General features: G+C 47.9%; 13 protein-coding genes. 2 read left to right on the top strand and 11 right to left on the bottom strand.

The features are described from left to right. Positions 1–3: 3 nt before the first annotated feature. Together B0475_RS12395 and B0475_RS12400 are read right to left on the bottom strand one after the other, a co-directional pair. The gene (locus B0475_RS12395; protein WP_198538243.1) at positions 4–780 is read right to left on the bottom strand and encodes a Bax inhibitor-1/YccA family protein; all 777 of its coding nucleotides are present in this window, start codon (positions 778–780) and stop codon (positions 4–6) included. Between the two features lie 152 nt (positions 781–932). Further along, entirely contained in the window at positions 933–2,030 is a 1,098-nt protein-coding gene (locus tag B0475_RS12400) for a bifunctional chorismate mutase/prephenate dehydrogenase (protein WP_077412179.1), read from the bottom strand. A gap of 80 nt (positions 2,031–2,110) precedes the next feature. Between B0475_RS12400 and B0475_RS12405 the strand changes: the two genes are divergently transcribed. Continuing rightward, entirely contained in the window at positions 2,111–2,812 is a 702-nt protein-coding gene (locus tag B0475_RS12405) for a CsgG/HfaB family protein (protein ID WP_077412180.1), read from the top strand. A 72-nt stretch (positions 2,813–2,884) separates the two neighbouring features. Here B0475_RS12405 and B0475_RS12410 read toward each other — a convergent pair whose 3' ends face one another. After that, a complete protein-coding gene (locus B0475_RS12410) occupies positions 2,885–3,391 on the bottom strand; it encodes a fasciclin domain-containing protein (protein ID WP_077412218.1) in 507 nt (168 codons plus the stop codon). Between the two features lie 347 nt (positions 3,392–3,738). On the opposite strand from B0475_RS12410, the gene B0475_RS12415 reads away from it, so the two are divergent. Further along, entirely contained in the window at positions 3,739–4,272 is a 534-nt protein-coding gene (locus B0475_RS12415) for a CIA30 family protein (RefSeq protein ID WP_077412181.1), read from the top strand. Between the two features lie 13 nt (positions 4,273–4,285). Here the strand turns inward: B0475_RS12415 and B0475_RS17810 are convergent, their stop codons facing one another. The 8 genes from B0475_RS17810 to B0475_RS12455 all read right to left on the bottom strand — a co-directional run bounded on the left by B0475_RS17810 (position 4,286) and on the right by B0475_RS12455 (position 12,661). Further along, positions 4,286–4,543: a hypothetical protein gene (locus tag B0475_RS17810; protein WP_077412182.1), complete on the bottom strand. Its 258-nt coding sequence runs from the start codon at positions 4,541–4,543 to the stop codon at positions 4,286–4,288. Positions 4,544–4,591: 48 nt separating this feature from the next. After that, on the bottom strand, positions 4,592–5,026 hold the full coding sequence (locus B0475_RS12425) for a hypothetical protein (protein ID WP_077412183.1): 435 nt from the start codon (positions 5,024–5,026) through the stop codon (positions 4,592–4,594). After that, positions 4,986–5,735, bottom strand: coding sequence for a hypothetical protein (locus tag B0475_RS12430; protein WP_077412184.1), 750 nt, complete (start codon positions 5,733–5,735; stop codon positions 4,986–4,988). The genes B0475_RS12425 and B0475_RS12430 overlap by 41 nt, the downstream gene beginning before the upstream one ends. Continuing rightward, complete coding sequence (locus tag B0475_RS12435) at positions 5,732–6,277, bottom strand: hypothetical protein (RefSeq protein ID WP_077412185.1); 546 nt, start codon at positions 6,275–6,277, stop codon at positions 5,732–5,734. The genes B0475_RS12430 and B0475_RS12435 overlap by 4 nt, the downstream gene beginning before the upstream one ends. A 55-nt stretch (positions 6,278–6,332) precedes the next feature. Then, positions 6,333–6,953, bottom strand: coding sequence for a hypothetical protein (locus B0475_RS12440; protein WP_077412186.1), 621 nt, complete (start codon positions 6,951–6,953; stop codon positions 6,333–6,335). A 265-nt stretch (positions 6,954–7,218) separates the two neighbouring features. After that, positions 7,219–8,640 (bottom strand): dihydrolipoyl dehydrogenase, encoded by a 1,422-nt coding sequence (gene lpdA, locus B0475_RS12445; protein ID WP_077412187.1) that lies wholly within the window; start codon positions 8,638–8,640, stop codon positions 7,219–7,221. A 10-nt stretch (positions 8,641–8,650) separates the two neighbouring features. Continuing rightward, positions 8,651–9,823 carry a 2-oxoglutarate dehydrogenase complex dihydrolipoyllysine-residue succinyltransferase gene (gene odhB, locus B0475_RS12450; RefSeq protein WP_077412188.1) on the bottom strand — a complete coding sequence of 391 codons (1,173 nt, stop codon included), beginning with the start codon at positions 9,821–9,823 and terminating at the stop codon, positions 8,651–8,653. 6 nt (positions 9,824–9,829) lie between these two features. Continuing rightward, a complete protein-coding gene (locus B0475_RS12455; protein WP_077412189.1) occupies positions 9,830–12,661 on the bottom strand; it encodes a 2-oxoglutarate dehydrogenase E1 component in 2,832 nt (943 codons plus the stop codon). Positions 12,662–12,756 lie beyond the last annotated feature (95 nt).

Genomic DNA, 12,756 nt, shown 5'->3' on the forward strand with positions numbered 1-12,756 from the left:
TCCTCAGTCTTGCTGGAACCTGGCCAGTAAGCGCAGTAACTCGATATACAGCCATACCAGAGTCACCATGAGGCCAAATGCACCATACCATTCCATGTGTTTAGGGGTGTTTTGTTCTGCAGCACGTTCGATAAAATCAAAATCCATCACCAGGCTCAGAGCCGCGACACCAACGATGACCAGATTCAGGCCAATGTTAAACAGACTGTTATTGCCCATTTCGAAGTAACTTGGAGCCGCACCAAAAAAGCTGGCTATGAAACTCACCAGATAGAACACCCCGATACCCATAATGGCAAAGGTCATGATTTTCTTAAAGGTGCCGGTGACTTTAATGATGCCGGTGCGGTAACAAAATAACATGGCAAACATCACCGCCACAGTCAGGCCCAAAGCCTGAACAACCAGACCCGGATAACGCATTTCAAAAACAGCCGAAATGGCGCCGACGAACAAGCCTTCAAATCCGGCGACTATGGGGGCGCCAATTGGGGCAGTGGTGGGTTTAAAAGAAACCACCAGGCTGGCAATTAAAGCACCGATCACACCCGTGATGGCCAAACCATAACCCAATGAGGGGTTGGTTAAAATGGTGTTCCAGGAGAAAGCGCTGACAGCGATCACAATGGCCAGCAGGATGCCGGTTTTGTTGATCGTGCCGTTAACCGTCATGCGTTGTGAGTCGTCAACAATAAATTCATCCACCGGTCCCAGGCTCATGGCCTGTGATTCAAATTTACTCATTGCCGGATTGGATGTTTTCATGTCCTTAAAATTCATGGGTATTCCTCAGTTTAATTGATTCAATGATTATAACAATGATTCAGCTTGACCCTCAAGGAAAACTGAACCGATACGAATGAATAGTGGGGGTCCGTGATTTTTTTTCAAGTTGATTGTAACTGTTTGCCGGACGCTTCGTTTATCAGGTATTAAGTCCTTTGATTCATGTACTTTCTGGCCTGAGTCATGATGTTGACAAAGGCTGTTTGGTTGTTTTGATGAACCATCTGAATGATGCGCTGAACGGCATCAGATAAAGCGTTCAATGTGGAAGGGCTGTAATGGTTCAGTTTTTGAATCTCAAAATACAAATTGGGGTTCTCTGCAGATACATTGCCGGCGATATTCAGTTGGGCATCAAAGGTGGTACTTGAAAGCTGTGCCAACGCATCGGCGGCTTCACCGGATTCGGACAACACCGTCATAAATGCAATGTTGACCACATGCGATAAGCCAAGCACATAAGCAATGAGGCGGTCATGATCTTCAAATTTCATGTCAATCCGTTCTGCCATGGTCGGTTGAAACAGCTGTTTGACCTGATTGACCGCTTCTTCATTGCCCATATCAATGAACACCACATGTTTGCCTGACATCAATTGAATGTCAGGGCCAAACATAGGATGAATCGAAACAACGCGGCAGCCACTATCGGCCAGTTGTCTCAGTGGCAGACGCAGTGGACTTTTGATGGAGCTGATGTCGAGTACAATCCCACTGGGCTGCAAGTCACACAGTTCAATCAGGATTTCGGCACTTTTTTGAATGGGGGTGGCAACGATGATGTAATCATGACTCAGTTCAATCTGACTGATGTCTGCGATAAAATTATCCTGATTGCTGAATGGTTCAAGGTCATTGATGAAGACGTCGAAATGTTGAGATGACAGGAATTGAGCAAACCATTGTCCCATTTTGCCGTTTCCGCCTATGATCAGTGCTGACTTGTTGGCGCCATATCCTGACTGCCGGACTTTCTGAATTTCCTGCTTACTCAGTGACGTTTCAATGATCAGTTCAAAAATGTGTTGGGCAACTTCTGGATCCAGCCCCTGGCCCGTGGCATGATCACGAATTTTATCAATGACCTGTTTTTCGCGCTGATAATCCCTGGTGGGCGAATTCGTGCTCAACTTCACATTTCCGATTTGTTCCACATTAAACTGACGTTCAGCGATCAGCGATATAATGTGCTCATCAATTTCATCCAGTTTTCTGCGCAATTGGTCAAGTTTTTTATTATCCATGATTGAATGTCAGCAAAAATAGGAGTAGATTGTTACAGTATATGCAACATTAATCAAACAATTTATATGGGAGAAAAATCATGAAAAAGGTGTGTTTAATAGTGGTCGCAATGGTCATTTCCGGGAGCGTGATGGCGAAGGATCGTGCTGTGGTAGCCGTTCTGGATTTCACCAATGAAACGCGTGCTCATTGGTGGCAAACCGATGTGGGCCGGGAATTGGGCGGCATGCTGGCCAATGAACTGGTTTCAACGGGTGCTTTTAAAGTGGTGGAGCGTGAGCGACTGGACAGTGTGTTGGGTGAACAAGACCTGGGTGCTTCAGGGCGGGTTTCCAAATCCACAGCAGCTAAAATGGGCCAGGTTACAGGTGCTCAATACCTGATCACTGGTAAAGTGGCTGCCTATGAAGAGAATACCTCTGGCGGTGGTGGTGGTATCAGCTTCAAAGGTATTTCAGTGGGTGGCAAGAAGAACAAGGCTTATCTGGCCATTGACCTGCGGGTGGTCAATGCCAATACCGGCGAAGTTGAATATGTCCGAACCGTGGAAGGTCATTCCAAGGGCGGTGGGATGAGCCTGGGCTTTTCAAGAAGTGGGTTCGGAGGTTCGTTGGGCGGACACAAGAAGACCCCAGCAGGCAAAGCCATACGTGCGGCTCTGATTGAAGCGACAGATTACCTGGCTTGTGTGATGTATGATCAGGACAGCTGCATGAAAGAATACCGTGACAAAGAACGCAAGCGTCGCGAAAAATCCAAATCATCCTTGTCCCTGGATTAAGGATCGACCCTGGACAAAAAAAGACCGGACATTCCGGTCTTTTTTTTGGTCAAAATTATGTAGCCGTTTTAATCAGGGAGTAGCTGGTGGCAGGATCACAGTGTCAATCACGTGAATCACACCATTGCTGGTTCCAATGTCAGTTTTCACAACGTTGCTGTTTCCGTTGAGTACCACACCACCGTCTTTGATCATGATGTTAACGTCACCACCTTGTACTGTGGTGGCTGAATTCAGCTTAACCACATCTTTGGCTTTTACTTTACCAGATACGACATGATAGGTGAGGATGGCTGCCAGCTGATCTTTATTTTCAGGTTTCAACAGGTTTTCTACAGTGCCAGCAGGTAATTTGGCAAACGCTTCATCAGTCGGTGCAAATACAGTAAAAGGACCATCGCCTTTCAAGGTATCTACCAGACCGGCTGCTTTAACTGCGGCCACCAGGGTGTTGAAAGATCCTGCAGACACGGCGGTGTCAACGATGTCTTTCTGCTTTTTGTAACTGCCACCAGCCATGGCTGAGACTGTGAACATGGCCAGGATCAGTACGGCCAGGGTTTGCATTGCTTTGTTCATGGTTTTCATATGTATTCTCATTAAATGTGTGGATAAAAAGTCGTTGTTTTTTTAATTGTTTCTTAAAAACAGTGTCCATCATAAGCACGGTCTTGTCTGGATTGTGTGATGAAAAGCCCTGAAATGGTTCACAGGAAATTCACGATTCAAAACCACAGTGATTGTTTGTTTGTTCAGAATAGCGGAATAACAATTGCAGAACATTTTGTGTGTGGAAGTGTTTGTATGTTCACTGACCAGTTGAATTCATCAGCGTCAAAGTCGCTTTGTAAAAGGTCACACCCTGGATTTCACGTGATTTTCCATGTCAGGTGTTTCAATAACTTCATGTATTATTGGACCGTACCATGCGTTTACTCATTTTTTTACTGGCCATGACTCAACAAGACTCAAACACTTTCGATTTCACCGCATTACAGAACAATCAAACAATGATCGTTAATGACGGTGTGATGGGAGGTCGTTCATCGAGCACCTTGAGCCGCGTTCAGAACGGTTTGAAATTCAGTGGTTCTGTTTCATTGGAGAACAACGGTGGGTTTGCCAGTGCCCGAATGATCTGGCCATTCAATAAGGTCCAAACACAGCAGGCAGAAATGGTGGTGTTGACGGTTACCGGTGATGGCTCAAGTTATCAATTCAGGCTCAGAACGAACAGGGGTTTTGATGGAGCGGCTTATACCCAGTCATTTTCGAGTCTGAATCAAACCAGGCAAACCATTTATTTACCGGTGGCTGAATTTGTACCCACATTCAGGGGTCGGGTTCTGCAGGATATGCCAGTGCTCAGTCTGGATGATGTTCAGCAGATGGGATTATTGATTGCTGATAAACAAACCGGATCATTCAACATCACACTGCATGCCATCAGCGTGCAATGAGCCAACGATCTTGTCATTCAAAACCAATGTCAAACAGGTATGAGTTGGTAAAACAGTGGGACGTACCAGCCAATTGTCTGGCTGGTTGATTACAGGCCAAAATCTGGCCGCTGAATAAACCCGTATTCTGGAAGCCAACACTTGCTGATGAGGGAGTTGGGGTGCGGTGATCGAATTGGATCACGACAGAGGATGGCTGATAGATCAGGATGACCTGAAAACTGAATGCCTGAGGATCTGAAATCAGCCGCCAGTTCTGCCACTCAATCACCGTACATGCCGTCTGATTGGCTGAATACGGACAAGTCGCGAAATGGGCCTACTGAATCCGGCCGTTATCACCAGCCTGCAGGTCATCATGAAATGGCATGATTCGTGTCTGAGATTGTGGCTGATTGTCAGGAATAGAAGGAAACAGGCAGTCATTGCTGAAGTCGGCACCATTTTCAACGCTTAAATCTGCAGCGAAAGCCAAATAGCCATTGCTGGAAATCACCACATCATTCAGTTGTTGGTTGTAATAAGTGTATGGCATTGGCAAATGCAACAATGCAGCACCTTCATCACTGGCGGCATCACTGCCAGCAGCCTGCAATGTCAAGACGGTGGCCTGGGCATCGATGTTCAGGTAGTTCACAGCACATGTGGCCGATGGCCGGTAGCCAAACGGGTCGCTGGTGTAACTGATGTCGCGGCCATTAAGATCACTGGTTTCATTGGATCCTCGCTTGGTAAATTTCAGAATTCTGATCACTGTTGTTATTGACCAGGTCATCTGTACTTGAGAAATAGGCATGAACCACTCCGCCAATCCGGGTCACTGTGCTGCCACCCAGCGTCCCGGTGGTTCTGTGGTATTCAGTGACCACACCGGTACCGGTATAATCGATGTATTCAAAAACCGTTTCACCGGTCAGCAAGTCAATCGATTCTGTGACCACGTCATCCGCTGCTGTGGTTTTGCTGTTGTGAACAGCAATGGGTGTGGTGGTTACCCGGCTCAACCCAATGAACTCCGATGTGCCGGCACCCATTCTGAATTTAGCTCTGACTTGTTTTTTTTCTGGTTGATCATCTGTGATCACCTGATTGAAATAAACCATGGCCATGTATTCACCTTGTTGAATATCAGCCGGTGGTCTGAATGCCAGCCTGATGGTTTGTGAAGATTTTGATTTCAAATGGAAATTCAACGGGTTAATGATCGTACACTGATCAAGGGAATGTGGTTCTGATGGAAGCAGTTTGATTGTATTGTCCTGACTCATGGTCCAGTGACTGATTTCAACTTCAACTTCCACATCTTTACCTGTGAAATTAAACAGCCTGAATGACTGTCCCTTATTGATTTGTTCCTGATCCAACTCGAGTAACCGTGGAGAGATGCCAATTTGGGCAAGTGAGTCGCTGAAGAAAAGCAGCAGACTGATCAGTGACAGAATGTGTAGGCAGGTACGTTTCATTGGGATTCCAAGTGGTTTGTCAGGTCAAAAGTGATTTGTAGTGTTGATATGCCATCGGTATGAATCAGGGCTGGGTCTATGCTCAGCCTGACACCGCCTTCGATGATGGTTGATCCATCTTTGAGTTGTTCTGAGCGCTGTACCCAAGGTTGCAGATCTCGCAGTATGACAGGTTGTATCAAGCTATTCACAGTGACCGGAGATGTGCCAGCTGGCCAGTCATGTGGAACATGTACCCGCCATAAATCAGGAATTGATTTGAAAATATGTTGCCTGATACCAGGGAAAGCGACCTGATTACGGGCCCTCAATCCAGAGCCAGTATAGCGGGCTTGTAATACCTGGTTTTGCCTTAATTGCAGTGAATCAGAATCAACCAGATCCTGCAGGCTCAAATGCAACTCTGTGTGCCATTGGCCCTTATTCAGGTAGGTGAGGGTGGGTTTGGAGGAATTGGTTGAGGGCGTATTGAGTAGGTCATGGCTGAATTCGCTGACCTGTGAGACAACAAGATATGCCAAAATAAACCCCAACACTGACATCACACCCCTCCAGAGTACAGGGCCTGATGAACAGACCCTGTGTTGTCATTCTTAATCAGTTGGCAGTGACTTCAATTTTATAAACCACATCAGTGGTGTCACCGGTATCGATGTGATTGCTGTCATCATCCACACCAGTCAGGTCCAGGTTTAAGGTCACATCACCAATTTCTGGTGTGCCCAGGCCTGGATCTGTGAATGAAGCCGGTGTTGCGGTTGCGGTGTTGATGGTGATCACTGAAGTGGCACCATCACTCAGTGTTCCATCGACCAGTGTCGCTGTCACTTCAGTGGTGGCGGTGCCGCCAATGGCTCTGACAGCCCAAACATTTTCCAGAATCAAATCAACTGAACTGGGATCAAACGTCAAAGCACCAATTTCTGTGCCAATGTCAAAAGTGGCCTCCAGGTCGCCGGCGTTTTCTACGGCAGTGACAGATGCATTGAGGTCATCACCCCCCAGGTCACATTCCTCAGACAAGGTACCTGACACGCAGCCTGTGGCGTACAAGACAGCGAGGGCAGTGGCATCGATTTCTATATCAATGTCAGAGAAGGCGTAAAGGATGGTGATGGCACCCACATCGATGTCGACGTCAACATCAATCTGGTCCTGACCCATGAATGGTAACATCAGCAACACCAACAGGGATGACAGGTATTTTTGGGTTGTCATGTATTTCTCCGGTTCGGTTTAAAGTAAAGCCATAAATTAAAAAAAACACAACAATTTAAAGCAGTTACCTAATTATTCAGACACATCAGGTGATCAAGGGGAATAAAAAAATGTGTTTTCAACCCAAAAAGAAGGCTTTTGCCACCATTGGTGGTACAAAAAAAGTGCATTATCTGGATTTTGTCGGCTCTCTTGAGTCGGAGGTAGCAATTAATGCCAGTCAAGCCCACCTGAAACATCACGTCTTCAGGTGGGCTTAAAGGCTTCAATTGGCTTTGTGAATCGCGCGTTTGTCGACATTCATGGCCGCTTCAAATACCGCTTCAGACAGGGTGGGATGGGCGTGAACAATGCGTGCCAGGTCTTCAGCACAGCCTTTGAATTCCATGGCCACCACACATTCAGAAAGCAGATCGGCGGCATTGGCTGCATAAATATGAGCCCCCAACAATTCATCAGTTTCTTTGTCTGCGATCAGTTTAACCATTCCAGTGGGCTCGTTCATAGCCAGGGCGCGGCCATTGGCAGCAAAAGGAAAAGTCCCGACCTTGTACTCAACACCAGCTGCTTTCAATTGTTCTTCGGTTTGACCAACCCAGGCAATTTCCGGTTCGGTATATATCACCCATGGGATGGTGTTGAAATCAATGTGTCCATGTTGACCAGCGATACGCTCAATCACTGCTGAACACTCTTCTGAACCTTTGTGTGCCAGCATGGGGCCTCTGACAACGTCACCCACGGCCCAGACATTCGGGACGGCGGTGCGACATTCATCATCGACATCTATTTGTCCACGATCAGTGAGTGTGACTCCGCAGTCATCGCTCAGTAAACCTGAAGTTTCGGCTTTGCGGCCAACAGCGACCAGTAACTTGTCATAAACTGCAGTGGTTTGTTCGCCGTTTTTCTCATAAACCACTTCAACCTTGCCATCTTTCACCGTGGCAGATTTAACAAAGGTGGATAAATGAATGTCCAGGCCCTGTTTTTTGAATTCTCGTGCCGCCATTTTGGCAATGGTTTGGTCACAGGCTGCCAGGAATGTATCCATGGCTTCAAACACAGTGACTTCTGACCCCAGGCGACTCCAGACACTGCCCAGCTCGAGACCAATCACTCCGGCGCCAATAACGCCCAGTTTTTCCGGAACAGCAGCAACATCGAGGCCACCGGCGTTATCCAGAATGTATTCATTGTCGATGTCAACATTGGGAATGCTGATGGGCACTGAACCAGTGGCCAAAACGATGTGCTCGCCCTGCACAATCTCTGTGCCTTCATCGGTGGTGATCTCAACCTGCCGGTCTTTTAATAGTTTGCCGCTACCGGCTTTGTAGTTGACTTTATTGGCCTTGAACAACTGTGCAATACCACCAGTCAGTTGCTTAACAATTTTGTCCTTGCGCCCAATCATGGTAGGTACATCAATGGCCGGGTTTTCAAACGAGATGCCATGCACATCATAGTGCTTGGTCATTTGTTCAAAGTGTTTGGATGAGTCCAGCAAAGCTTTGGATGGGATACAACCCACATTCAGACAAGTGCCACCCAATGAGTACTGGCCGTTCTTTCCTTTAAAGCGGTCAATACACAAGGTTTTAAAGCCCATCTGAGCCGCTCTGATGGCTCCGACATATCCAGCGGGACCTCCGCCGATTAAAATCACGTCATATTTGTCAGTCATGTATTACTCCTTACAGGTTCAGCAACATTCTGGCCGGGTCTTCAAGCATTTCTTTGACCGCCACCAGGAACTGCACAGCATCTTTACCATCAATGATGCGGTGATCGTAGGTCAGTGCCAGATACATCATTGGCCGCACCACGATGTCGCCATTGACCACCACAGGACGGTCTTTAATGGTGTGCATGCCTAAAATGGCACTTTGTGGCATGTTCAGAATCGGTGTAGACATCAGTGACCCAAATGTGCCACCGTTGGTGATGGTGAATGTACCTCCGGTGAGGTCATCCATGGTCAGCTTGCCTTCATTGCCGGCAATCGCAAAATCACGAATGTTGCCATCAATGTCAGCCAGTCCCATGGCATCGGTGTTTTTCAATACCGGAACGACCAGGCCACGCTCTGTGGCGACGGCGATACCAATGTTTTGTTGACGATGATAAACCACGTCACTGCCTTCAACCGACGCATTGATAACGGGGAATTGTTTCAGTGCTTCGGTGGCGGCTTTTACGAAAAATGACATCAGGCCCAGTTTGATGCCGTGTTTGTTGATGAATTCCTCTTTGTATTTTTTACGGATATCCATCACCGCCTTGAGGTCAACTTCATTGAATGAAGTAAGCATGGCTGCAGTGGATTGTGCTTCAACCATGCGATCGGCAATTTTCTGCCTGAGTCTGCTCATGGGAACCCGTTCTTCCATTGGGGTGTTGGCCACTGACAGGACGTCGGGTTTGGTGATCCGACCGCCGCGTCCCGAACCGGTCACCTGAGATGCATCAATGTTGTTTTCATGCATCATCTTGCGGGCAGCAGGACCGGCAGAACCGGTGTCAATCGATTCAACAGGTTCCGATGCACTGCTTTGGTCAGTCGTTTTGTCAGCTTTAGGGGCTGCGGCTTTTGGGGCCACGGATTCTTCGGCTTTTTCAGCTGGAATCTCACCTTCTTTCACCACCCCAAGGATTTGATTGGCTTCGACCACTTCTCCACTCTCTACAGTGATGGATTCCAGCACACCATCGGCAGGTGCAGGTACTTCAAGCACCACTTTGTCGGTTTCCAGGTCAACCAGGTTCTCGTCACGCTTGACAAAATCGCCAGGCTTTTTGTACCAGGTGGCGACGGTGGCGTCGGTGACTGATTCTGGTAAAACGGGCACTTTTACATCAATGCTCATAGTTCATTACTCCGCGTCTATGGCCGATCCATGCTCTCCATGAATGGCATCATTAGTCAATTGTTGTTGTTCTTTTAAGTGTACCTTCAAGGCGCCAACCGCTGGTGAAGGTGAGGCTTTACGGCCTGCAAAATACAGCGGGAACCGGTCAGCAATACAATGCTGCAGGTGATGTCTGATCTGGAACCAGGCACCCTGATTGATGGGTTCTTCCTGACACCAGACGACTTCTTTGGCGTTGGGGTACACGTCGGTTTGTTTGGTCAGGGCTTTGCGGGGGAAGGGGTATAACTGTTCCACCCGGACCAAAGCCACGGTGTTTACTTCCTCATCAGTGACTTGTTTCAGCAGGTCATAATAGACTTTGCCGGAACAGAAAATGATGCGTTTAACGTCTTTTTTGGTCACCCTGCGATCAGGGATCACCGTTTGGAAACGACCTTCCGTCAGTTGTTCCTTGGTCGATGTGGCCAGTTTGTGGCGCAACAGGCTTTTGGGGGTCATCACAATCAGTGGCTTGCGTGCCTTGCGCAACATCTGACGGCGGATCATATGGAAAGTTTGTGCCGGGGTGGACGGCATGCAGACCTGCATGTTGTTCACCGCACATAATTGCAGGTAGCGTTCCAACCGGGCAGATGAATGTTCCGGACCCTGGCCTTCAAAGCCATGAGGCAAAAACATCACCAGTCCACTCAGGCGTCCCCATTTGGCCTCGCCCGACGAAATGAATTGGTCAATAACCACCTGAGCACCGTTGGCAAAATCACCAAATTGTGCTTCCCATATCACCAGTGAGCGGGGTTCTGTGGTGGCATAACCGTATTCAAAGGCCAATACGGCCTCTTCAGACAGGACTGAATTGATGATGTCAATTTTGTTGTCTTCGCTTTCCAATTCATCCAATGGGGTGAAATTTTCATTCACATCCACATTGTGGACCACTGCATGGCGGTGGAAAAAAGTGCCTCGCTGAGAGTCCTGGCCATCAATGCGGATCTGATACCCTTCATCAAGTATGCTGGCATAAGCCATGGTTTCGGCAAAACCCCAATCCATTTTGATGTCGCCGTTCATCATCTTAATGCGGTCCTGATTGATTTTATTAACCCTTGGGTGGGGTTTCAGGTCTGAGGGCAGGGTGGTGATGATGTTGGCATATTTGCTGAATCGCTCATCACTGATGCTGGTGGTGACCTGTTCAGTCAGTTCACCTTCAATGTATGGGGTCCAGTCAACCGCGAATTTATCGTTGTTGTGTGTAGGACCAAACGCGACGATGTCTTCTTTATTGTCCAGTCGGTCCCGGTACTCATCGACCCACTGCTTGGCATCATCAGCAGTAATAACATTCTGGCTGATCAATTGCTCAGCATAAATCTCCCGGGGAGACCGGTGAGCTTTGATCAGTTTATACATGTGGGGTTGGGTCGCGGAAGGTTCATCGGCTTCATTGTGGCCATGTTTGCGGTAACACACAAGGTCAATGACCACGTCCATGCCATATTGCAAGCGGTAATCAGCAGCCAGCTGGGTGGCAAACACCACGGCCTCCGGGTCATCACCATTGACATGGAAAATGGGCGCCTGAACCATTTTGGCCAATTCCGTACAATATAGCCCGGCTTTCTTATCCAGTGCATGAGTGGTGGTGAAACCAATTTGGTTGTTGACCACCACGTGAATGGTGCCGCCCACATCATAGCCTTCAACCATGGCCATGTTGAACAATTCCATGTTGACACCCTGGCCTTCAAAGGCCGCGTCGCCATGGATCAAGACCGGGACCACCACATTTTTGTTGCTGTCTTTGCGTCTGACCTGACGGGCCCGGACAGAGCCCAGAACCACCGGGTTGATGATTTCCAGGTGTGATGGATTGAATGCCATGGCCAAATGCACATCTCCGCCCGGAGTAGGTACATCTGATGAATAGCCCTTGTGGTATTTCACGTCGCCAGAATTGACATTGTCCAGTTCGTCGGCTTTCACTCCATCAAATTCATCAAACAGTTCAGCAGGTGATTTGCCGAGGATGTTGACCAGCATATTCAGCCGGCCACGGTGAGCCATACCAATGACCAGTTCCTTGGTTTTTTGAGCACCCAGATGTTGAATGAGGAATGACATTTGAGGAATCAGGGCATCACCACCTTCCAGTGAGAATCGCTTTTGACCCACGTATTTGTTGTGCAAATAACGTTCCATGCCTTCAGCGTGGGTTAACTCTTTGAGCAAGCGTTTTTTGTCAGCGTCATTGAACGGAAACTGGCCGGCTGGTTTTTCCAGGCGTTGTTGCAGCCACTCACGTTTTTTAATGTCGGTGATGTGCATGTATTCAGCACCGATGTGTTGACAATAGATGTTTTCCAACAGACCAATGATTTCGCGCAGTTTTAACTCATCTGACGCCACCAGAGATCCGGTGTTGAAAGAAGTGTCCAGATCGGCATCACTCAGGCCATGAAATTCAAGGTTCAGATCAGGGGTATCCGGGCGTTTGGAATACTTGATCGGATCGAGGTCAGCTTTCTGGTGTCCCCGCAGGCGGTAGGAATTGATCAGCCTGAGGACCGCAGCTTGTTTTTGTGCATGTGCTGCATCACCGCTGACCGAACCACCACTGGCTGGTAAACGACCGGCCATTTCGAATTTTTCAATGATCGGTAAGTGTCTGACATCCGGTTCGTCCTGGTCAAATTCCTTAAACAGGGCCTGAAGTTCCGGGGTGACTGACTGTGGGTCCTCCAGATAGAGGTCGTAATATTCTTCCAGCCAGCTTGAATTGCTGCCAAAAAAGGCTGCTGACTGCTGTTTTTCTTTGATCCAGCTTCCCAAGGGATTTCTCTGATTTTTCTTTGAAAACGCGTATTATACCTGAACCATTGCAGGGTAAAAGGTGAATACCCGATAAAGCGAAAAAAAATGGAGCC

This window comes from Marinicella sediminis (assembly GCF_002000055.1).
GTDB classification, from domain to species: Bacteria; Pseudomonadota; Gammaproteobacteria; order Xanthomonadales; family Marinicellaceae; genus Marinicella; species Marinicella sediminis.